The organism is Bacillus sp. (in: firmicutes) (assembly GCA_012842745.1).
Taxonomy (GTDB): Bacteria; Bacillota; Bacilli; order Bacillales; family Bacillaceae_J; genus Schinkia.
Genome location: DUSF01000037.1, coordinates 79,104 through 101,386, shown reverse-complemented (window position 1 = coordinate 101,386; position 22,283 = coordinate 79,104). Strand labels below are relative to the sequence as shown.

The 22,283-nt window shown below is 36.6% G+C and carries 20 protein-coding genes; 16 read left to right on the top strand and 4 right to left on the bottom strand.

Annotated elements, in window-relative coordinates; genetic code table 11:
- Position 1: 1 nt before the first annotated feature.
- From GX497_08855 to GX497_08805, 11 genes are all read left to right on the top strand, one after another.
- Positions 2-910, top strand: a complete 909-nt coding sequence (locus GX497_08855; protein ID HHY73321.1) for a diguanylate cyclase — start codon at positions 2-4, stop codon at positions 908-910.
- Position 911: 1 nt separating this feature from the next.
- Positions 912-2,150 carry an EAL domain-containing protein gene (locus tag GX497_08850; GenBank protein HHY73320.1) on the top strand — a complete coding sequence of 413 codons (1,239 nt, stop codon included), beginning with the start codon at positions 912-914 and terminating at the stop codon, positions 2,148-2,150.
- Positions 2,151-2,898: 748 nt separating this feature from the next.
- Entirely contained in the window at positions 2,899-4,515 is a 1,617-nt protein-coding gene (locus GX497_08845) for a hypothetical protein (protein HHY73319.1), read from the top strand.
- A gap of 16 nt (positions 4,516-4,531) precedes the next feature.
- Positions 4,532-5,800 carry a hypothetical protein gene (locus GX497_08840; protein ID HHY73318.1) on the top strand — a complete coding sequence of 423 codons (1,269 nt, stop codon included), beginning with the start codon at positions 4,532-4,534 and terminating at the stop codon, positions 5,798-5,800.
- A gap of 1 nt (position 5,801) precedes the next feature.
- Complete coding sequence (locus tag GX497_08835) at positions 5,802-7,109, top strand: hypothetical protein (GenBank protein HHY73317.1); 1,308 nt, start codon at positions 5,802-5,804, stop codon at positions 7,107-7,109.
- Positions 7,110-7,140: 31 nt separating this feature from the next.
- Positions 7,141-7,881, top strand: coding sequence for an AAA family ATPase (locus GX497_08830; GenBank protein HHY73316.1), 741 nt, complete (start codon positions 7,141-7,143; stop codon positions 7,879-7,881).
- 18 nt (positions 7,882-7,899) lie between these two features.
- A complete protein-coding gene (locus tag GX497_08825) occupies positions 7,900-8,844 on the top strand; it encodes an ABC transporter permease (GenBank protein HHY73315.1) in 945 nt (314 codons plus the stop codon).
- 13 nt (positions 8,845-8,857) lie between these two features.
- Entirely contained in the window at positions 8,858-9,679 is an 822-nt protein-coding gene (locus GX497_08820; protein HHY73314.1) for an ABC transporter permease, read from the top strand.
- 25 nt (positions 9,680-9,704) lie between these two features.
- Entirely contained in the window at positions 9,705-11,582 is a 1,878-nt protein-coding gene (locus tag GX497_08815; protein HHY73313.1) for an ABC transporter ATP-binding protein, read from the top strand.
- A gap of 172 nt (positions 11,583-11,754) precedes the next feature.
- Positions 11,755-12,492 carry a polysaccharide deacetylase family protein gene (locus GX497_08810; protein HHY73312.1) on the top strand — a complete coding sequence of 246 codons (738 nt, stop codon included), beginning with the start codon at positions 11,755-11,757 and terminating at the stop codon, positions 12,490-12,492.
- 145 nt (positions 12,493-12,637) lie between these two features.
- Positions 12,638-13,345, top strand: coding sequence for an MOSC domain-containing protein (locus GX497_08805; protein HHY73311.1), 708 nt, complete (start codon positions 12,638-12,640; stop codon positions 13,343-13,345).
- A gap of 66 nt (positions 13,346-13,411) precedes the next feature.
- Here GX497_08805 and GX497_08800 read toward each other — a convergent pair whose 3' ends face one another.
- On the bottom strand, positions 13,412-14,059 hold the full coding sequence (locus tag GX497_08800) for a phosphatase PAP2 family protein (GenBank protein ID HHY73310.1): 648 nt from the start codon (positions 14,057-14,059) through the stop codon (positions 13,412-13,414).
- A 155-nt stretch (positions 14,060-14,214) separates the two neighbouring features.
- On the opposite strand from GX497_08800, the gene GX497_08795 reads away from it, so the two are divergent.
- Together GX497_08795 and GX497_08790 are read left to right on the top strand one after the other, a co-directional pair.
- Positions 14,215-15,312 carry a hypothetical protein gene (locus tag GX497_08795; GenBank protein ID HHY73309.1) on the top strand — a complete coding sequence of 366 codons (1,098 nt, stop codon included), beginning with the start codon at positions 14,215-14,217 and terminating at the stop codon, positions 15,310-15,312.
- Positions 15,313-15,455: 143 nt separating this feature from the next.
- On the top strand, positions 15,456-15,716 hold the full coding sequence (locus tag GX497_08790; GenBank protein ID HHY73308.1) for a DUF2621 family protein: 261 nt from the start codon (positions 15,456-15,458) through the stop codon (positions 15,714-15,716).
- Between the two features lie 76 nt (positions 15,717-15,792).
- Here the strand turns inward: GX497_08790 and GX497_08785 are convergent, their stop codons facing one another.
- Complete coding sequence (locus GX497_08785) at positions 15,793-17,484, bottom strand: methyl-accepting chemotaxis protein (protein HHY73307.1); 1,692 nt, start codon at positions 17,482-17,484, stop codon at positions 15,793-15,795.
- 886 nt (positions 17,485-18,370) lie between these two features.
- Here GX497_08785 and GX497_08780 point away from each other — a divergent pair.
- A complete protein-coding gene (locus GX497_08780; GenBank protein HHY73306.1) occupies positions 18,371-18,916 on the top strand; it encodes a helix-turn-helix transcriptional regulator in 546 nt (181 codons plus the stop codon).
- Between the two features lie 281 nt (positions 18,917-19,197).
- Here GX497_08780 and GX497_08775 read toward each other — a convergent pair whose 3' ends face one another.
- Together GX497_08775 and GX497_08770 are read right to left on the bottom strand one after the other, a co-directional pair.
- Entirely contained in the window at positions 19,198-19,785 is a 588-nt protein-coding gene (locus GX497_08775; protein HHY73305.1) for a Uma2 family endonuclease, read from the bottom strand.
- 66 nt (positions 19,786-19,851) lie between these two features.
- Complete coding sequence (locus GX497_08770; protein HHY73304.1) at positions 19,852-20,208, bottom strand: hypothetical protein; 357 nt, start codon at positions 20,206-20,208, stop codon at positions 19,852-19,854.
- A 702-nt stretch (positions 20,209-20,910) separates the two neighbouring features.
- Between GX497_08770 and xth the strand changes: the two genes are divergently transcribed.
- Positions 20,911-21,672: an exodeoxyribonuclease III gene (xth, locus tag GX497_08765; GenBank protein ID HHY73303.1), complete on the top strand. Its 762-nt coding sequence runs from the start codon at positions 20,911-20,913 to the stop codon at positions 21,670-21,672.
- A 29-nt stretch (positions 21,673-21,701) separates the two neighbouring features.
- Positions 21,702-22,250: a cysteine hydrolase gene (locus GX497_08760; protein ID HHY73302.1), complete on the top strand. Its 549-nt coding sequence runs from the start codon at positions 21,702-21,704 to the stop codon at positions 22,248-22,250.
- The last annotated feature ends 33 nt before the right edge of the window (positions 22,251-22,283 follow it).

Here is a 22,283-nt window from a genome sequence, read left to right as displayed (position 1 = left end):
AATGGTTGTTCGTCAGAAAATAGATCAAGCTCTACTAGTGGAAACGATTGAAGCTTCTCCAGATTTTATTGTGATTACTGACATAAGCGGCAATGGCTTGTATTACAATACTGCTGCTCGTCAAATATTGGGCATTAAAAAAGAGGAAAGCTTTTTACTAGCATCTGCATACTCCCCATTGACCCATGAATTGATTTTTAACGAGGGTATTCCAACCGCGATTGAAAAAGGAGTTTGGAAAGGTGAAACATCAATTCTAAAGCATGATGGGACGGAAATGCCAGTATCACAAATTATCATAGCTCATAAGGCGGATAATGGTGAAGTACAATTTCTTTCCATAATGGCACATGATATTACTGAAAGAAAACAATTGGAATCTATGTTTAGTAGACAGGCATTATATGATGCATTGACAGGTTTGCCAAATCGACGCCATTTGTATCAAAAACTTGCGCAAATAATCGGAGATGCGAGCCAAGAGGATAGGTTCGCAATTTTGTTTATGGATTTAGATGGTTTTAAAGTAATCAATGATTCATTAGGCCATCAAGCAGGAGATAAGGTACTTCAAACGACTGCTGCTCGCTTAAAAAGATATATTCGTGAAATTGATTTTGTTTCGCGGTATGCTGGTGATGAGTTTGTAATTGTTTTAAAACATGTCAAAGAATTGGATGAAATTAGACTAATTGCGAATCGCATTATTAAAATATTGAGTCAACCTTTTCAATTAGAAGAGAAAGAGGTTCAAATAAGTGGAAGTATCGGTGTTAGCTTGTATCCATATCATGGGACGGATGAGGTACAACTAATTAAAATAGCTGATGAAGCAATGTACGAAGTTAAGAAACGTGGAAAGGGCACGTACCAAATCTATAACAGCGTAAAATTTTCTAGGGGGAAATAATATGAAAGTATTTGTCGCAAGACAGCCCATTTTTAATGAAAAGGAAGATATATTCGCTTATGAGTTATTGTACCGAAGCAATACCGAAAATCAGTTTCCAAATATTGATGGTGATCAAGCAACGGCAGACGTGATTATAAATAGTTTCATCAATATTGGAATTCAAGAACTTTCGAATGGAAAGCCATGTTTTATAAATTTTACAGAAAATCTTTTGCAGTTACGATTGCCTACTTATTTTCAACCTATGGAAATTGTTGTTGAAATATTGGAAAGTGTTACCCCTAGTATAGAGGTGATTGAAATTTGTAAAGAACTAAAAGAGCTTGGCTATCAAATCGCATTAGACGATTTTGTCTTTGATGAGGAAAATCCGCACTTTTATGAATATGTAAAATATGCGGATATTATTAAAGTTGATTTTCTTTGCTCCACCGAAGAATCACGTGCCAAAATTGAAAAGATGGCGAAAACATTGAAATTGAAATTATTGGCGGAAAAGGTTGAAACAAGGAAAGAATTTGAACAAGCGAAGGCGAGAGGGTACGACTATTTTCAAGGTTATTTTTTCTCTAAACCGACGATTGTTTCAAACTATGATATTCCGTCCCATTTTCATTCCCATTTAGAGATTATTAATAATCTATCAAGAGTTGAACCGGAAGTAGACGTGATTGCTAGATTAATTGAAAGAGATTTATCTTTATCTTATAAGCTTTTAAAACTTATTAATACTCTTGCCTTTCGCCGTAGAAATAAAATTCATTCAATTAGCCAAGCGGTTGTTCTTTTAGGATTTATTGAATTGGAGAAATGGCTTTATGTCCTCGCTGTAAGGGATAGTACGAATCAGAAAAGTGAGCTGTCAAATGAAATTGTTCGTACATGTTTAACTAGAGCGAAAACATGTGAAGCGATTGAAAAACTTAGAAACCATTATACCCCAACAACTGGATATTTTATGATGGGGATGTTTTCTTTAATGGATTCACTATTAGGAGTTCCGATGGATAAGTTGTTAAAGAAATTACCGCTAAGCGATGATATTTGCAATGCTTTAAACGGTGAGGATAATGATTATAAACAAGTATTGGATTTAGTAATTGATGTTGAAAAAGGAAATTGGGGGGCTGTTGCTGAGAAATGTAAATATTATCAAATTGATGAAAATGAATTGTTTACATGTTATAAAGAGTCACTTAATTGGTCGAATGAAATTATTGTTTTGGAAAAAAGTTAAGTTTTCAACGATATTAACGATATACTTGAAAATTTGCAATCATTATTACCAGCATTAGGCCGTTCAAGTCAACAGGTAGGAATGAAGGAAATGTAAAAAATAAAGTGAAATATATTAAAAGGGGAAGGGAATACCTTCTCTCTTTGTGCGACAGGCAGTCGCATAGAGTGTTGACTATGTCAGCACTCTTCTTTTTCTTTATCTGATAGAGACGACATTTCGATGAAACGACTGAAAGATGATAAAGAATTTGAATCCCAGATGGTGAAAATCGATCCCCGAGGAGACTGACCTAGCTCGGGAAGCTTAATCTAGGGCAATACTGTGAGGTATTGTCTGAAGGAGATGCGGAAAATCGAGAGACCCATAAGCAACTAGGTAGACCCTAATGCAATAAGTGTGAAGCACGGCGGCGGGATAAGTTGGTGACTTTTCGAAGAGTAAGGAAACCCACTAGAACTGGCATTTTCTTTAGAAGTCAGATATTCTCATAGTACGGAAGTAGTTGGATACTTCCTATTACAAAATCGTTATATTATAAAAACCCCCTTGTTATTCGCTTCAACTTTTTCACACCATTACTAAACTACTAAAAAGTAATGCACTTCTTTTTTATAAAAGTTTATACAATTTACACAGTATGTACATAGCAACTTCAAATTTATTTCAATAATGATTGTTACTCTAAAGTTTGATAGTAGAGACTCTATCAAAAATATCAATTTTGAAAGGGGATTTTTATTAAAGTATGAAGCTATTAAATTTTAGAGGGAAAACTTTTTCAATTTTATTAATTGTCTGTTGTTTTATCCTAGCATTATCAGCTTGCAGCAGTAGCCAAAGTGGCGCTGGAAAGTCTACCGATGGGAGTGCTAGCAATGAAAACAGGAATCAGACTTTGACCATTGCTTTAGGACATGGTTTGGATTATTTAGGTTTGAACCCTTATATGAGCGGGAGAGAAAACACTGTATTACGGACAGTTGTTTTTGAACCGTTAGCACTAGAAACTTCAACAGGCCAATTTGAGGGGGCATTAGCGAAATCATGGTTTGTCAACGAAACGGGCACGGAATGGACTTTCCAATTACGAGATAATGTTACTTTCCACGATGGAACTCCATTTACAAGTAGTGCCGTAGTGGAAGCTATTAACCGTTATATGGAGGACCCTAATTTTTCAAGAAGGGCAGGAATCGAAACTGTGAAGGCTCCTGATGAATATACAGTAGTCTTTTATCTTCAAAAACCATTTGCCCCTTTCTTAAATTTAGTCGGCTCTTACCAGTGTGCCATTCCAAGTCCGGCCTCATTTGATGAAGAAGGAAAAATGGTTAATCCAATCGGAACAGGACCGTTTGCGCTAAAAAGTCTAAGCAAAGAAAAAGTAGAGTTTGTTGCTTATGAAAACCATTGGCGTGAAAAACCAAGCATTGATGAATTAAATGTTGTCTACATTTCTGACCCAGCAACGATGGTATTGGCATTAGAGTCTGGGGAAGTAGATTTAATCGGCGCAGATGGTTATGGGATACCACAATCAGAAATCAAGAGATTACAAGAAAATGAAAACTTTACGGTCTTTAGGAGTGCTGATTCGAGTTCGCTGGAATGGATTGGATTCAATAGCAATAAAGGTCCCCTTAGCGATGCAAAAGTAAGAAAAGCAATCAATTACGCCATAGACCGCGAGCAAATTACCGAATTTATTTTTGAAGGTTTTGCTACTTCAGCTGTAGGGCCAATTGGATTTGATGCATCGATTCCGTGGACAGATACCAGCATTCAAGGCTATCGGTTTGATATGGAAAAAGCACAGCAATTATTGGCAGAAGCAGGTTGGAAGGATCGTAATAATGATGGTTTTTTAGTTAAAGATGGACAAGTTTTAGAGCTAACCTTTTTATTAGAAGGCACTAGAACATGGAAACCAATTGGAGAGGCTATTCAAAATCAGCTAGCCAATTTGGGCATAAAGATTAATTTAGAATTAAGAGATAGTAGTGTCATTCGTGAGCTTGTGAAAAAAGGTGAGTTTAATATGGTCGGTTTAGGAAGTATCGGAAAAAACGCAGCTGATCCTTATCACTTCTTCCAATACTACTTTACTAAGAAGGGTAGCGGAACTGTTTTAACTAATAACGAAAAACTCGATCAATTAGTAAGCGACGTCGTCACAACGATTGATCAGGAGAAGAGAACTGAAATTTATAACGAAATTCAACAAGAAATTATGGAAGTGACTCCTGGAGCTTTTTTACTTCATCCACATCGGGTAACGATTTATAAAAATGACATTGCCGGCTGGGACTTCTCGAATACGATGGACCCACTCCGCTTTGTTTATAAAGTAACAAGGGAATAGTTGGAGGCATGAAAATATGAGTGAAGCAAATTTAAAAGCCAATGTGGAGGAAAAAATGCAAAGTAGCTCAAAAGATGCAGCGCAATTTCCTGGAGCGCATTGCGGGTTATTTGAAGCTGCGATGATGGCGCCATTTTTTCCAAGTAGTGTAGCTTTAGTGATTGCACCGCCGTCGTGTTTATATCACGCCAAGATTTTGCAAAGACGGCGCGGACAAGCCCCAGGTAGCACGGAAGACAATCTTTATCTATTAAATCTAAAGCAGGAAGATATGGTATTTGGAGTGGATAGGGTGATTGAGGATGCTTTGGAGGAACTTGAAGAGCAACTTCAACCAGACGTTATTTTTCTAATCTCCACCTGCACTCCGGAAATCATTGGCTTTGATGCAGCAGCCCTGACGATGATAAAAAGTCGATTAAAAGCAAAGGTATTAACAATAAAAACAAATGGTTATGCCTGTTTACATCGCCAAAAAGGGAGAAGTGCCTTTTTAGCAGCGCTTGTTGAAGTAATGAAACCGATGGAAGTCAGACCTTTGACTGTCAATATTATTGGGCTGAGGTCACCGAATTGGAAGAAAACAGAACTGGTTCAAGTATTGGAACGTTCCGGTGTTGAAGTGAATTCTGTTTTGCCTGGGGCGAATCATCTCAGTGAAATCGAAAAAGCCCCTGCGGCTTCATTAAATATAGCAATTGGAAAAGCGGCTAAGCCGTTGGCTGAAAAAATGAAGGACCTATTCGGCACACCTTATATAACTTACGATTATTCGTATCTAACCGAACAAATTATCGAAGGTTATCAGATGATTGGCACGCATTTAGGGATTGATCTCAATCAGGCGATTGCAAATTTGGCAGAAAATCATTTAATTTTTTTAGAAAAAAAGAAAAAACAACTGAGAGATGTTTCATTTGCCATCGGTTCAGTCGAAGGAAGCAATATCGAGGCTGCCTTGTTTTATGCAGGGCTCGGAATGGAACCTAAATTTTTACAAACTAGAATGCCGATTGAAAAAGAAAACCCTTATCTTTTGAAGTTGAAACAAAATGGAATTGTTTTGCCAATTATTCATTTGAACAAAGGCTCGAACCTAGAAGAGTTAATAAATAAGTATCATCCACAAATTTTTTTAGGACATGGTCTAGCCGAATTGTTAGAAGCGAAAAATGTGAGCCATTGTCATCCGGGTGCACATTCTGCCGGACCTGGATTTGGGGCTGTCGAGCAGGAACTGGAGAATATTGCTCGTTTGATTAATTGTAGGATGGATGGTGAGTAATATGAGCAGAATCTCATCCGTTTTTTTGCCAACGAATGAATATTTAGGAATCTTGTGGGCGTTTGCTGGGGTTAAAGATGCCGTTGTCATCAACCATGGCACATCAGGGTGTAATTTCTACGAATTAGTGACGGCATCGAAAAGAACAAGGGAACTTATTTTTAACCGCTTTGCAAGCACTGGGCTTGAGCAGGAAGATATCGCTCTAAGCGGTGGAGATGAAAAGTTAAAGGCGGCAATAACAGAAATGGCAGCGAGAAATGATGTTTCCTTAATAGTTATCGTCGCCAACCCCGTCGCTGCATTGATAGGCGTCGATATTGAGGCGATTGCTAGAGAGGCGGGCCAACATATAAAACAACCGATTTTAACGTTCAATAATAAAGCATGGAAAGAAAACGCGGAGAATGGTGTAGAAGAGGCCATTTACGAGTTAATCCGTCATTATTGTTCGGAATCGGAGCTGTCAGAACAAAAGGGTCGCCATTCATTGGATGGCGTGTTGCGGGCCAACATTATTGGTCCAACAGCGGAAACGTTTAACTGGGACGCTGATGAGAAAGAGATAAAGAGACTTCTGGATTTAATCGGAATTGAAGTGAACACGGTTTTAACGTATGAAACGACGACCGAACAATTGAAGTCTGTGCCAGATGCAAGTCTAAATATTGTTACTAGGGCAGCTGGTTTAAAGACGGCCCGATATTTAGAGGAGCATTACGGCATCCCTTATATTTATGGCTTGCCATATGGAGAAAAAGGCACGGGGGAGTGGTTGAAACAGGTAGCGGAAGCAGTGGGAAAAGAAGGGCCAAGCCCTAGATTTGAAAATGATCGACCATTTTCTTTCCATCATTATATCGAAATGATTGCGGGAGGAGAATTTTATCAAAGAAATTGGATAACAGCTCTATCCTGCCCTCCTGCAATGGCGATGGGATTGGTGCAATTAGTGAAAGAAGATTGGCATTTTCCATTAGTAGCCGTTCGCTTAACTACACCGCCAAAAGCTAATGAAATCAGAGAAATAGAGTCTTTAGGTGTTGAAAAAGTGCTCGTAACCCCAGGTGAACGGGAGTGGAAACAGGTTCTTGAAGAGAGCCAGCCATTTATTTTACTGGGGAGTGCTGAGGATACGTCATTAGCCGGAGAAGTACCAGTCCAGTTGCGAATTACAGAGCCAGCCTATGACTGCTTTAGTATTTTTGAGGGAAATCCAATCGTTGGCTGGGAAGGGTATCAGTCGTTAACTCAAGATTTGTTTAATCAAATTAGTCGATATGCTTTGCGAAAGAAGATGAATGTCTAGGAGGATTTCTATGTCAACACAAACAAAACCGATTAAACGAATTGCCTTTTATGGTAAAGGTGGAATTGGAAAATCAACGACATCAGCTAATCTTAGTGCTGCTTTAAGTGAACAAGGATTAAAAGTCATGCAAATAGGATGCGACCCAAAAGCTGATTCAACAATGATGCTTGCACGCAGTAAAGTGCCGACTGTATTAAATGTTATTAAAGAAAAAAAGGATAACATCGAATTATCAGATTTTGTTAGAGAAGGCTATAACGGTGTTTTATGTGTAGAAGTAGGCGGGCCTACTCCAGGGATAGGCTGCGCGGGACAAGGAATCATTGCCGCTTTCGGAAAGATGAAAGAGCTTAAGGCAATCGAAACATACCAGCCGGATGTCGTCATCTATGATGTGTTGGGGGATGTCGTCTGCGGGGGATTTGCTGTCCCGCTCCGTGACGGCTATGCAGACGATGTCTATATTGTAAGTTCAGGTGAAAGAATGTCTTTATTTGCAGCCTATAATATTTCTCAAGCCGTCCATCAATTTCGGAATCGCGGTTATGCAAAATTAAGGGGGCTGATTTTTAACTCTAAGGGCGGAAGCAATGAGGAACAAAGAGTTTTGGAGTCATTAGAGGAAATTGGCACTGAACTTGCCTTTACATTTCCCCGTGATCCAATTGTTCAAAATTGTGAAAAGGAAAACGTTACAGTCATTGAGGGAGCCCCTCAGTCTGAACTGGCAAACCAATACCGGAAATTAGCAAGTATTGTAATGGGATAAATTTGGAGTGATTTTTCTATGGCAATGGTATTGAAACGGTTATTAATATTGCCTGCTTTATTGTTAGTTATTTCATTTTTCACTTTTTTATTGACAAATATCGTACCGGGTAATATTGCCGAAGATCTTATTTTGCGAAATGGGGGGCAGCCTACTCCAGAGTTGATAGTTGAAATGCAAGTCAAATTAGGACTCGATCAGCCTATCTTCATTCGGTATGGAGAGTGGCTGATGAAAGCCCTTCAATTTGATTTAGGGACATCGTGGATTACGGAACAACCTGTCAGCGCGGAGATCGTGGAAAGAATGGCCCCAACATTATTATTAACAGGGACATCTGTAGTAATTGGCATTTTCATAACTATTATTTTAGGCATGTTGGCAGCGTATTATAAAGATTCGCTTGTTGACCGTATCATTTTAGGTTTTTCCTTAACGATGAGCTGCATCCCTGACTTTTTATTATCGTTTATTTTATTGTTTTTATTTGGGTATGTTTGGACTGTATTCCCTCTAATCGGCTATGGAACTTGGCAGCATGTAGTACTGCCATCCCTTGTCTTAGGAGTAGGCTTGGGGGCTGGGAAGGCGCGGATTTTGCGCGCCAGTTTATTAGAGGTGTTAAGCTTGGATTATATTACAATGGCAAGAGCAAAGGGATTATCGCGAAAGACAGTCATGTTTAAGCATGCGATGCGGAATGCGTTGATTCCTGTCGTTACATCCTTAGGGGCCAGTGTTGGCTTTTTATTGGGGGGCACTGTTATTATCGAAAGCATATTTAATTGGCCAGGATTAGGACGACTTGGGCTACAGGCTATTGTCAGTAGGGATATTCCTCTATTACAAGGTTATGTATTGTTTATGACTGTCATTATTATTTCAATCAATTTAATCGTTGACCTTATTTATATATATTTAGACCCTCGAATGAATTCTAAAGGAGGAACAACTCGTGCTTAGTGGCGGAAAAGCTATGAAACTATCAAACAATAAAGGATTAACTGCAAGTCTTGCCATTATTATAGGTTTATTTTTACTAGCTATTTTTGCTTCTTGGCTTGCTCCGCATAATCCAAATGTTGGGGTGTTGTCTGAACGGTTGCTTCCGCCTAGTTCTGAGTATTGGCTTGGGACTGACCATATGGGGCGAGATTTGTTTTCAAGAATTCTTTATGGAACTAGAACGACAATGGTCATTGCAATCATCATTACAGCGGGGTCATTTTTTATCGGAACAATTGTAGGAGTAACTGCTGGTTATGTTGGCGGCTGGGTAGACAGTGTATTAATGAGAATTGTTGATTTATTATTTGCATTTCCTAGCCGTATCTTGGCATTAGTTGTTGTTGGTATAATTGGTCCTGGATTAGTGAATCTTGCGATTGCATTGATTTTATCGTGGTGGGTTTCTTTTGCCCGAATCATTCGCGGCGTGACCTTAATGGTAAAAGAAAATGAATATGTATTAGCTGCTGAGCTTTATGGACAGCCGAGGTGGAACATTATCAGGAAACATATTTTACCGAATGTATTGCCGCAACTGTTAGTCATTATAGCGTTAAATATAAGTTGGATTATGATGGCTTTAGCAGGTTTTTCTTTATTAGGACTTGGCATTGAGGCCCCGCATGCTGAATGGGGGATGATGATTAGCGAAGCCAGGCCATATATGCGTGATAATGGCTATTTACTGCTTTTTCCTAGTCTAGCAATTATGATAGCGGTATCTGCCTTTACTGTTTTAGGAGAAAAACTGCGGGATGTGTATGATCCTAGTCATTTGAAAGAATACTAGAGTTTTTATAAACGGAGTGAATATAATGAACAATCCATTGCTACAAGCGGAGGCCTTATCGATTTCATATCGGACTTCGACTGGGAAATTGCTAGCTGTTAGAGGATTGGAGTTTACGGTAGAAAAAGGGGAAACATTGGCGATTGTTGGTGAATCTGGCTCAGGGAAAACCGCAGCGGCATTATCAGTTATTGGATTATTACCGAATAATGGGCGAATCGAAAATGGTAGTATTTTTTTCGATGGAAACCAATTGGCGGTGCAGGAAGAAATGGATTGGGAAAAAATCCGTGGACAGCAAATTTCGATGGTTTTTCAAGACCCGATGAGTGCATTAAATCCTGTTTTAACTGTTGGACGTCAATTGGCGGAAACAATCTACTTAAGAAAAGAAAAGGGACTAACGAAAGCGGCTGTCCGAGATGAATGCATAGCATTATTAAGACAAGTCGGCGTCTCAGAACCTGCGATTAGATTGGGGCAATACCCCCATCAGTTAAGCGGGGGAATCCGTCAACGCGTGATGATTGCAATCGCTTTAGCAAGCCATCCGCAATTGCTAATTGCAGACGAACCTACAACAGCGTTGGATAGTACGATAAAAAAACAAATCTTAGAACTGCTCGCCGATATAAAGAAAAACATGAATTTGGCGATTTTGCTGATTACTCATGATTTAGCAGAAACAATAACGTTGGCTGATAAAGTGCTCGTTATGTATGCTGGAAAGGTAGTCGAATATGGTATTGCGAGGGATATTTTAAAAAATCCGCAGCATCCTTATACACAAGCCTTGCTCAAAGCCTTTCCGCGCATGCATGATTCGAATAAGCAAAGATTATCAGCTTTAGAAGGGCAGCCGCCTCATGCGTTACATTTACCACCTGGTTGCCCATTTCATCCGAGGTGTGTTTTTGCAAAAGATGTATGTAAAAAAACGGAACCATCCTTTAAATTGGTAGATGAAAACGGACATAAACTAAGCTGCTGGTTAACAACTGAAGATAAAAAGAAGCTCAAACTTTTTAATTCTACTCTTGTAAAAACAGAGAAAAGATGGCGCAGTGTTGAAGTAAAAAAATCCTCAAAAGAAGATTGTCAGCCTATATTAGAGGTACGTAATTTACAAAAGCATTTTCAAGCAGGCGGCTTTTTATCTCGAAAACAAATCAGGGCAGTGGATGGAGTTGATTTTACCGTTCAACAGGGCGAAATTACAGCAATTGTCGGTGAAAGCGGCAGTGGAAAATCGACTTTATGGCAAACGATAGTTGGAATATATAAACCAACTGTGGGCACAGTGAAGTTTTTAGGAAAGACATTAACAAAAAAGAAAGAGTATAAATTATTCCACGAACAGACAGGCTTTGTCTTTCAAAGCCCCTTTTCAAGTTTAAATCCAAGAATGGCTGTAGGTGAGTCAATTTTAGAACCATTACGTGTTGCTGGCTGGAAGACAAACGAGGCGAAAAAGCGTGTGAAGGAACTGCTGGAATTAGTTGGGATTCCTTCAGAGATGTATAGCTCCTTTCCGCATCAAATGAGTGGTGGGCAGCAGCAAAGAATAGCAATCGCCCGCGCATTGGCTGTGAATCCTAAGCTGGTTATTCTCGATGAGCCTGTTTCATCATTAGACGTATCTATCCAAGCCCAAATTATTAATTTATTGAAGGAATTGCAGGAAAACCTACAAGTAAGCATGCTCTTTATTTCCCATGATTTACCGTTAGTAAAATACTTTGCCGATAAAGTAGTTGTCATGTATTGTGGAAAAATTGTTGAAGCAGCTAGCTGTGAGGAAATTTTTAGAAATCCTAAACACCCTTACACGAAAGCTTTAATTGAAGCGGCAACACCAACATTAGGCCATTCAAGTCAACAGATAGGAATGAAGGAAATGTAAAAAAATAACGTAAAATATATTTTAGAAGGAAAAGGGAGGAATACCTTTTCTTTTTTTTGTAATTCTGTATTTGTATCAATTTAGAAATTCCAATAATGAACAAAACGAAAAACGGATAGATTCCCTTCGTTTATCACAAAACTAAAGTAAGTATTATGAAAGAAGGGATGACATGCTTTACACTCGTACTTTTCTACTTATACAAACTTTTTTAATTATGCTAGTTTGTTCAATTGGCTCCGGCTATTCAGCACAGGCTTCTACCTACCCATTGCAAACAAAATATCCAAATACAATCATTTATAAAGCAAATACTAAAGAAAAGGTGATTGCTTTAACATTTGACGATGGTCCTGACAATCGATTTACACCTTTAATTTTAGATATTCTGAAAAAATACGATGTAAAAGCTACCTTTTTCTTGTTAGGAACACGGGTGCGCGCTTACCCCGATGTAACAAAACGAATTTATAATGACGGGCATGTCATTGGCAACCATACATATTGGCATCCGGTCCTTACAAATACCGGCGTCAAGAATATGATATGGGAAATTGAAAAAAACGAAAAAGAAATTATGTCGATTATCGGTGCTAGAACTGACCTTTTCCGTGCTCCCTATGGTGCATTAGATGAAAAGATGCTTAAGCAGTTGGAAAATATGGAATATCGTTGTATAGGCTGGTCTGTTGATTCACAGGATTGGAAAAGCCTTTCATCAGATGATATAAAAAGAAATGTGTTGAATGCTGCTCATCCAGGAGCAATTATTCTTATGCATAGCGCTGGACATTGGACACAGGATTTAACTGGTACAGCAAATGCTTTGAATGATCTCATTCCCTATCTTAAAAAGAAGGGATATGTTTTTGTAACCATTCCGGAGCTTTGGTCAATTGAGCATGCTTAAATAGTTTGTGGGGCTGAAATTTTTGGTTGGAAATTGCATGCCCCGGCTTTTTTATAGACAGGTACTGACAAAAGCGTATAATTTTATTAAGAGCATGTAAATATTTTTGAATACATAAAAAAACAACATAAGAGGAGAAGCGAAAATGGATATTGTATTAAACAAAATTTTTGTTGGTTTACCACAAAAAGTCGGTGTAAAAGAAGCAGCAAATCCAATGGACCGCGAATGGGTAAGTGGAATTTTCAAGGAACCTGCCAACGGTCCTATTTGGCTTAGTAAAACGGGGTTAGTGGGGGATGGACAAGCTGATATGAAGAATCATGGCGGACCCGAAAAAGCAGTCTTTGTTTATCCTGTGAAACATTATGCGTATTGGCAAAATGAATTGGCTATTGAACAGATTGGACCTAGCGGCATGGGGGAAAACTTTTTATTGGAAAATATGAATGAAGAAATGGTTGCCATTGGTGATACTTTTCAAATTGGCGAAGCGGTAGTTCAAGTGTCACAGCCAAGACAACCATGTTGGAAGCCTGCCCGTCGCTATAAAATAAAAGACCTAGCCCTGCTCATCCAAAATACAGGCCGAACTGGCTGGTATTTTCGTGTCTTAAAAGAGGGCTTTATTGAATCGGGACAAAAATTGGCTTTAGTAGATCGTCCGTATCCTCAATGGACGATTGCAAGGTGTAACGAAATTATGCATAGTAAAGCTCCGAAGATGGAGGAAGTAAGAGAACTAGCTCAATGTGAGTTACTTGCACAGAATTGGCGAAACACATTAAAAAAACGGGCCGAAACAGGAGAAGTGCCGGATATTCGCAAAAGAATGATTGGGCCAAATGAGTAGCTTCTACTTGAGAAACATTGCGGACAGAATATCCTGCTAAGAGAATAATCTGTCCGCAAATAAAAACTAAATTTTACTTTCCTTCTTTCTTTTATATCGCCGAAAAAACGAAATAGCAACGGTAAGCCAAAATCCACTAATAAAATAACCTGCAATAACATCGCTTGGGTAATGAACTCCTAGATAAATTCTGCTTACTCCTATCATGATAATCATAACGCTGCTGAATATAATCAAAATAGTTCGACCGAAGCGTGACGGAATATGCCGCCAAAGAAGATAGGTAAGAATACCATACAATGCAAATGCATTTGTAGCATGTCCGCTTGGAAAACTATAGCCACCAATTTCAATTAGTCGATGCAAATCCGGCCGTTCCCGATGAAACAATAGTTTTAGTGAAGCAAACAGGAAATTTGCTCCTATCATAACGCTGACCAATAAAATAAGCTCTGAACGGTGCTTACATATTTTATAGAGAAAAAATGATATCAAAAGTAGAATAACTGCGATATATATCGAAGAACCGATAGTAGTAAAAAATTTCATGATAACTGTTAAATTTGGTGATTCAAATCCAGTGATAAACGAAATAATCACATTATCAAACTGAGAAATATGGTTAAAGCTTACAAGAAAAGCCATTAAACTAAAACCAATCAAAGCTACAAAACTTATTAGGAATGCGGCTGAAAGTTGAATTTTTAAGTTCATAAAGATTAACCCCTCGAATTATTTTCCTCTATTATTATTTCCGTGTTATCAAAATTATACAGGTTTTGATGGTAATTAGTAAAAGTTTTGCAGGATTATAAGCTCATTCTGTCGAAATGAATTTTCATTAGAATACTGTGTAGAGGTATGAAAAATTGACTTCAATTATTGAGCAATTATCCAACCAAGAAATTATTAATTCTAAGATTATAAAAAAAATAAAAGATTCGATAAACAATCAATATCCACACTATACATCGAAACAAAGGGCACGAATGATTGCAGTTATTATATACAATATCATTGAACGCTCTTTACCAAATTACTCAAATGAAGTGAAGAGAAGTATTCGAAATTCATTGATTAAACAAAAGCTATCTGGAAACACGTTAATCATTAATTTCCAAGATGTTGTTGAATATAGTGTTGAGGTTGTCGCAACTGAAGAACTACATCCCAAGTTGCTTGAATGGCTACATACTAGGACAGACATAGAGATTGAGAGCATTGAAAAGTTTGTAAGCACAATTTTGGAGATGGATGATTTTGCAGCAGAAGACACTGCTGCTACAAGTCAAGTTAATATAAGCGATGTATACGAACAGAAGCTATTTACTTCCGAATCTGTGAAGCGCTCACCTGAATTAACTTATAAAAACAAGCGACAAATCTACAGAAAATACATAATAGCAGCCATTGCGGCTTTATCCATAACAATTTCACTAGTGTATGGTCTTGAGAAGGCGTATCTAGTAAAAAATGCATCAGCTGACAATCAAATCACAGAAAATAAAAAAGAGACCACGCTAAGGCAAGCGAATGCATTACCATCCTATTTGCAATATGAGCCGATTAATGAGAAGTCACTACAAGTTTGGTTAAATGAACGGAATTCAAAATTAGCTGATGAACCGTATTTTTCAAGCATAATTGCAGTTGCAAACCAATATAATCTTCATCCATTTTTACTTTTTGCAATAACTGGGCAAGAGCAAAGTTTTGTTCCGCGTTCTCACCAAAATGCGGAGAACATCGCTAATAACCCCTTTAACGTGTATCAAAGCTGGGAGGATTACAATACAAACATCACCGATTCAACCCAAATTGCCGCAAAAACAATTGTTAATTTAAGTAAGGAGCGTCCTGAGCATATTCATCCAATAGAGTGGATTAATCGAAAATATGCTGAGGATCCTAACTGGTGGAAAGGGGTATCGACAATTTTTGCGAAACTAGAAAAGGAAGTTCAGTAATTGATAATTAAAACAGAAGGTAATAAAGGAAAATTTAATTCTTACAAGGATTTAAAGGATAAACAACATATCAGTAGTTTAAAATTAAATAAATGTGTATAATATTGTTATATTTAGTTAAATCGAGGAGGAAAATACATATTATGGAATGGAATCAAGATGCACTAGATTTGCTAGAGGAATTAGTAAGCCCAATCCCAGTTTTTGTACGACCAATGGCTAAAAAGAAAATAGAGGGTGTCATTTTAGCTGGAGTTGAAGGTGAGACTGTAACAAAGGATGACGTTGTAAAAGGATACATCCTTGCTTCACCTGGTGATATGCTAGAACGTGCAGTCAAGCTTCTTAAAGCAAAAGGTGTTGATTTAACACCATATGAGGCTTTGCTTGAACAAGCAAAATAATCATTAAAAGTGGAGAAAACGATTTGTTGTTCTCCACTTGCTTTTGTAGTTCATCGACTTATTTTCGACAAACCTATTAAACCTTAAACTTGTTAATTAATGCTTGCAATTCTTCAGCCATATTGGAAAGAGCGGAAGCAGAAGCTGTAATTTCCTCCATGGAGGCTAATTGTTCCTCTGCAGCGGCTGCTACATTTTGTGTGCCAGATGCGGATTCTTCAGCAATTTCAGTAATGGCTTTCGTTGAAGCGACAACCTGTTCAGACCCAGCGGATACTTCCTCGGCTGAAGTTGAAACTTCTTGGATTTGATTTGTCACTTCATTAATGGAAAGTTGTATTTCATCGAATTTTTTTCCGGCAGAGTCAACAATAATAATTCCTTCGGCTACCTCTGTGGCTGCACTTTCCATTGATACTACTGCATTTTCCGTTTCTTTTTGGATAATTGAAATTAGTTGTGAAATTTGCTGAGCGGATTGGGCCGATTGTTCTGCTAATTTTCGAACCTCCTCAGCGACAACTGAAAATCCACGACCATGCTCAGCGGCTCTAGCTGCTTCAATCGCCGCGTTAAGAGCTAATAAATTTGTTTGTGCCGCAATATCGGTGATGACATTATTAATATTGCCTATTTCTTTTGATCGTTCACTTAATCCTCTAATCATTTCAGATAAGCCCATAACCGTTTGGTTAATTGAATTCATCTGCTTCACTGCCGTTTGAAGGGCTAGATTACCTTCCGCTGCTTTGTCAGATGTTTCGATGGCAGATGTTGAGACAATGTTTGCATTCGTTGCAATATGTTGGATGCCTGTAGAAACTTCGTTTAAGGCCGCAGAAGTATCTTCCACTTTACGGACTTGTTTTTCTGCACCTGTCGCCATTTCTTGCATAGTGGCGGCAATTTGTTCAGTTGCTTTACCTGTTTGTTCAGCACTTGCTGTTAATTCTTCAGATGTGGCGGCAACTTGGGCAGCACTAGATCCAACTTGGTGAATAACATTTCGTAAATTTTTCGCCATTTGATTGAACGATGTTGCCAAATCGCCAATTTCGTCCCTGTTTTTCACATTTATATTGTCTAAAGAGAGGTTACCAGAAGCGATTTGTTCAGCTGCCTTTGATAGCATGACAATTGGTTTAGAAATTGATCTGCCAATAAAATAAGCAATAACTAAGCCCAGCAAAATCGCGAGCACACCTAAAATTAAAAACAACTTTTTAACGGCGGCAACTTTTAGTGTTACTGCTTTGTTTCCGTCGTTTAACAGATTTTGTTGATAGTCAATCAATTCTGCTTGTTTTTGTTCAAATTGATTCATAATTGCTCTTCCTTCAGTAGCGATTGAACTTGTATATTCGTCTTCTTTATTTTGTTTTTTTAATTCAATCATTCGATTGCTGAATATATAAAAATCATTTTCCAATTTGTCTAATTCTTTTATTAGTTCTTTTGCCTTTTCAAGTGTAATAATATTGTGGAACTCTTTACTTATAAGCAAATATTTTTCATGTGCTTTAGTAAAGTTTTCTATGGTTGTATTATCTCCTAAAATGATATAACCGCGGAAATGACTCTGTAAACTTTTTGCTTCAAGTCCTAAATTTTCAACTAGTATTAATTTATTAACTCTATCATTGATTAGATGGTTATACTCGTTGTCAACAGTGTCAATTTGATAGTATCCTATACCCGCAATAGTTGTTAATATTATTAAAACAGCTAGAAATCCCCCTAATAGTTTTTGGCTTATGGTCATTTTCATCATTTTTCCCCCTGTATAGTTAAAAATTTTATATTCTTTTTATTGTTCATTTTTTCATCTCTCTACTTTGTTATTTGCAGGAATTTAATGTTTTTTATACTAAAATTATGCGTAACAGCGGTAAAAACAATTGAAAAAATTTCTTCTTATGCAACGATATGAATTAAGAAGGTAAAATGAAAATGTTAATAATTTCACAAATAGAATTAACATTCTATAAGTTTAACTTCAAACAGTTACAAGAAATACACTTCTAATTATTACCTTATTGGTCATTGCGTAGTAAAATTATGATGTTGCTTCTTAATCTTGTTTCATTGGCTTTGTATTAATTTAATTAATTAAGATAAGGATTGGGTATTAAAGGGCTTTTTAAATTAACTATTAATAAAACTCGATGAACAAATTTTTTAGATAAATAAATTAGTATTGCTTAATAAATATATCAAGGGCCCTATTTATTTAACATGATTTAAACCAATACATCAGAAAGTCTCACTTATTGAAGATTTCATCGCATTATAGTGCCTATTTAATGTCAAATGAAACAACTACTCTTCATACAATCTGTAAGCATTTTATAACATGTCTAAAGATAACTATGTGACTAGTTCTTTATTCTATATGTAAAAAAATGGGTGTTTGCGCCATTATCGCTGATAGATTGAAACATTTATTCAGTGAATTAAATAACATGAAGGAATCGAATTTTTAAATTTACTATTAAAAACTTACATTTGCCAAAGCCTAAAGATTTTATGCAACACTAATACCATTACCTGCATTATAATTCAACAATTATTGATTTTCAAGATAAAAATATAACGTTGGTTGAATTTTGTTGTAGAGCGGTTTAACAATCGTTGAATATGGAGGATGTTTAAATATGTTTGAAATTAATCCAATAGAATTTGGCAATCGATTAAGAAAGGCTATAAAAATAGCCAATACTACTCAAAAAGATTTAGCCGCGGAAATCGGTGTATCTAAAACTGCAATAAATAACTATGTTGGAGGGAGGATACCAGATGCAATTATTTTATTTAGACTTAGCAAAAGTTTAAACATTAGTATTGAATGGCTGCTAGTTGGTGAAGATTATAAATCATTAGATAATATGATTAGTAAAGATGAGTTCGAATTAATTCATTTATATAAACAATGTAGTAAGGAACAACGTGACGAAATTATTCAAAATATCAAAATTTTTTTATTGAAGCATGATTACAGTTTCAAAAAATCTATAGATACTCTTGATGAAGATGAATTTAAAATTCTAGAATTGTTCAGACGTTTGAATTATAAAGATAAGCTTAAAATTGAAGGGATAATTGAATCTAAATTAATAGAATATGAAATGTTAAAAAAAGGAATGTCATTTACAGATCGAAGCGGGGAAGAGGTAGCAGCTAAAGAAAAGTGGAATTCTTAATTTTTTCGATATTTTTTGTTTGAATTTCTACCTTGGGGGTAATGTTTGAAGGTGATGATCAAGAAAATTATCGAAGCTAATATTTATCAATGGATAGTGTGGCCTATTATCAGCCCGTTTTATGTATAGAAATCAGAATAATAACAACGACCGTAACGTCTGGCTTTATACTAATCGACAGGTGAAGTGCACCTGTCGATGGTTTCTACCTGACAAGATGTTCGATTACATCTTCGATTGAAATCCGTTTAATAATTTTTTGTTTGTACTTGTATATTTTTTTACATTAAATGCAATGGAATTTCCTTAATAATATCAGCCATAGTAAAAGAAGCACAAGAAATAGCTGGAGAGGTGACTATTTCATCTTCTTGAAAGATGTTGATAAGTTCATAACGCCCATCCGCTAAGATAAACTGCTCTAAGACACCCGTACATGGGTCAACAATCCAGTATTCAGGTATTCCATAGTAAGAATAAACTTTTAATTTATCAATTTTATCTCGTTTTAATGTGGAAGGTGAGAGAATTTCAACAACTAAATCAGGTGCTCCTTCCACTCCTCGTTTCTTAATAATGTCGAGCCGACTTCGGTGAACAAGAACAATGTCTGGCTGTCTAACTTCATTTGATGACAGAATAACATCGACAGGTGCATATAAAATAATGTAATTCTCCTCGCAAGTTTGCGTAATTATTTTTTGCAGTTCAAAGCTAATCATTTGATGGGTAACTGTCGGAGCAGGACTCATTAACTGTAACTGGCCTGCCGCTAATTCATATCGATTCCCGTCATCAATTGCGGCATAATCATCGTAAGTTAACCCACTTTCTTTTATTTTAAATTTTTTTGTTTTGTCAGTGCTCATATTGACGTAACCACCTTTCCGACCGGTTTATTATTTTCATTATAGTAGCATACAAGAATTGAAATTTTAATTGGAATCCAAATAATTTTTAGATCTTAAAGGCATAACATTTTCAGGAAACATCCAAGTCCAGACTACCTCACCATTAAATTTACCGATTGATCCATGAATTAGAAATCCCGGTGACAATATTTTGTATGGCATGCCATCAATTGAATAATTTGCATTAGAATTAATATCTAAACCAATCACAAGATTATGATGAATCTCTTTAATCTCGAAAATAATGGATTTCGTATTGTCATAATATGGATCATCAAGCAATTCATATAATTCCTCGTAAGATAATTTATCAAAATTTTTATGAATTTCCTCAGGATAGGAGATAGGAGTGAAGAAACAATTGATTAATGAGATATTCACACTTAATTAAATCGGATTTTGATTCAACTATAATATGATTGATAAATTGATGTGTAGAACTTCCTATCCGCCTATCAAGCCAGTGTGTGAATTTTTTCAGTTCAAAAAGGAATGTTTCACCTTCTTTTTCTTTTGAAGTTATTTTAATTTGAAGTGGGTAGAAAACAAATAAAAATTCTTCCTAAAACGAAGCTTGGCATTCTTGCATGATGGGGGACAGTCACCTTCTAAGTAATCTAAAAAATATGTAGATAAAATTCGGAGAAAGTCATTGCGGGCACTGTTTTTCTTCATTATACAACATCACCTTTCTTCATTAGAATTTAATTCGTGTGAAATAATTGGGATGAATAATAGAGTGAAATAGTAGAAGGAAAAAAGTGTGAAAATTACTAGATTTATGTTTGATTATATCATAAATTTTGATTTTGAAAACGCTTTATTTTAAACATCGTCCTAAATGTAAATAGAAATTAATAATGTGATAACGATGAAAAATAAAAGTTTTTTAAGTTAGGTATAGGGCTTGGGAGTCAACCGGGGAATGATTCCCGATTTTGCTTTTATCATGGAAACTGGGAATCAAAATTAGCTTGCTGATATTCATTTTGAAAAGGAAGCTGATTTCGTTGCAAGTTAACGGCGAAAATAGGAAAATAGAAAAGTGACAATAAAGTGGTAAAAGGAGTAGACATAAGCTTGATGAAACTAGTATCTTGGAACGTGAACGGCCTTAGGGCTTGCATACAAAAAGGATTTTTAGATTATTTTCATAAAATCAATGCTGATATTTTTTGTGTTCAAGAAACGAAACTACAAGCGGGACAAGTAGACTTGCAGCTTGAAAACTATTATCAATATTGGAATTATGCTGTCAAAAAAGGCTACTCAGGTACAGCGATTTTTACAAAAGATAAGCCGTTATCAGTTACATACGGTATTGGCGATAACATCGAGGAAACTGAAGGTAGAACGATTACATTGGAGTTTGAACAGTTTTATATTGTTAATTGTTACACTCCCAACTCACAAAGAGATTTAGCAAGGTTGCCGTTTAGGTTGGAATGGGAGGAACATTTTCGCAAATACCTGATAGAATTAGATCGGGACAGGCCAGTTATTCTATGTGGCGATTTGAATGTCGCTCATCAGGAAATTGATTTAAAAAATTTTAAATCGAACAAAGGAAACTCTGGATTTACTTATGAAGAGCGTGAAAAAATGACGAGCCTACTTGAAGCCGGCTTTGTTGATACCTTTCGATATTTATATCCTGACAAAGAAGATGCTTATTCTTGGTGGTCGTATATGGCTAAAGTGAGAGAACGAAACATTGGCTGGCGGATAGATTATTTTATTGTTTCAAAGCGTTTAATTGATTTAGTAGTAGATTCGCAAATCCATGCCGATATTATGGGAAGCGACCATTGTCCAGTGTATCTTGAATTGAAAATTAATAAATAAAAAACTGCTAATAAGGGAGAGTGTCTATAATGAAAAAAGCTTTAATTAATATTGATTACACAAATGACTTCGTCCATGATCAAGGAAATCTAACTTGCGGAATCCCAGGACAAAAGATTGCTGAAGAAATTACTAAATTAACGGAGAAGTTTATACAGGAGGGGGAGTTTGTCGTATTCGCAATTGATGTTCATAAGGAGAACGACTCCTATCACCCAGAGACAAAGCTTTTTCCGCCACATAATCTTTCTGGTACATGGGGAAGGGAATTGTATGGGGAGCTCAAAGCAGTATACGAAAAAAATCAAGAAAATGAGCAAGTATACTGGATTGATAAAACAAGATATTCCGCTTTTGCTGGTACAGATTTAGAAATAAAATTACGCGAGAGAGGGATAAACGAAATCCATCTAGTCGGCGTCTGCACCGATATTTGTGTACTTCATACCGCTGTTGATGCTTATAATAAGGGCTTTAAAATTGTGATCCATGAAAAAGCTGTTGCTAGTTTTAATCAAACTGGTCATGAATGGGCGTTAGCTCACTTTAAAGGCAGTTTAGGGGCAGAAATTATTTAACTTTAAATGGCTTGCATTATCTACCTACATTTT

What these genes read in the sequence shown, in the direction of transcription:
- GX497_08840 (HHY73318.1), top strand. Translation starts at nt 4,532, where the DNA reads ATGAGTGAAGCAAATTTAAAAGCCAATGTGGAGGAAAAAATGCAAAGT.
- xth (HHY73303.1), top strand. Translation starts at nt 20,911, where the DNA reads ATGAAACTAGTATCTTGGAACGTGAACGGCCTTAGGGCTTGCATACAA.
- GX497_08850 (HHY73320.1), top strand. Translation starts at nt 912, where the DNA reads ATGAAAGTATTTGTCGCAAGACAGCCCATTTTTAATGAAAAGGAAGAT.
- GX497_08805 (HHY73311.1), top strand. Translation starts at nt 12,638, where the DNA reads ATGGATATTGTATTAAACAAAATTTTTGTTGGTTTACCACAAAAAGTC.
- GX497_08815 (HHY73313.1), top strand. Translation starts at nt 9,705, where the DNA reads ATGAACAATCCATTGCTACAAGCGGAGGCCTTATCGATTTCATATCGG.
- GX497_08855 (HHY73321.1), top strand. Translation starts at nt 2, where the DNA reads ATGGTTGTTCGTCAGAAAATAGATCAAGCTCTACTAGTGGAAACGATT.
- GX497_08760 (HHY73302.1), top strand. Translation starts at nt 21,702, where the DNA reads ATGAAAAAAGCTTTAATTAATATTGATTACACAAATGACTTCGTCCAT.
- GX497_08835 (HHY73317.1), top strand. Translation starts at nt 5,802, where the DNA reads ATGAGCAGAATCTCATCCGTTTTTTTGCCAACGAATGAATATTTAGGA.
- GX497_08780 (HHY73306.1), top strand. Translation starts at nt 18,371, where the DNA reads ATGTTTGAAATTAATCCAATAGAATTTGGCAATCGATTAAGAAAGGCT.
- GX497_08775 (HHY73305.1), bottom strand. Translation starts at nt 19,785, where the DNA reads ATGAGCACTGACAAAACAAAAAAATTTAAAATAAAAGAAAGTGGGTTA.
- GX497_08790 (HHY73308.1), top strand. Translation starts at nt 15,456, where the DNA reads ATGGAATGGAATCAAGATGCACTAGATTTGCTAGAGGAATTAGTAAGC.
- GX497_08820 (HHY73314.1), top strand. Translation starts at nt 8,858, where the DNA reads ATGAAACTATCAAACAATAAAGGATTAACTGCAAGTCTTGCCATTATT.
- GX497_08785 (HHY73307.1), bottom strand. Translation starts at nt 17,484, where the DNA reads ATGAAAATGACCATAAGCCAAAAACTATTAGGGGGATTTCTAGCTGTT.
- GX497_08845 (HHY73319.1), top strand. Translation starts at nt 2,899, where the DNA reads ATGAAGCTATTAAATTTTAGAGGGAAAACTTTTTCAATTTTATTAATT.
- GX497_08810 (HHY73312.1), top strand. Translation starts at nt 11,755, where the DNA reads ATGCTTTACACTCGTACTTTTCTACTTATACAAACTTTTTTAATTATG.
- GX497_08800 (HHY73310.1), bottom strand. Translation starts at nt 14,059, where the DNA reads ATGAACTTAAAAATTCAACTTTCAGCCGCATTCCTAATAAGTTTTGTA.
- GX497_08825 (HHY73315.1), top strand. Translation starts at nt 7,900, where the DNA reads ATGGCAATGGTATTGAAACGGTTATTAATATTGCCTGCTTTATTGTTA.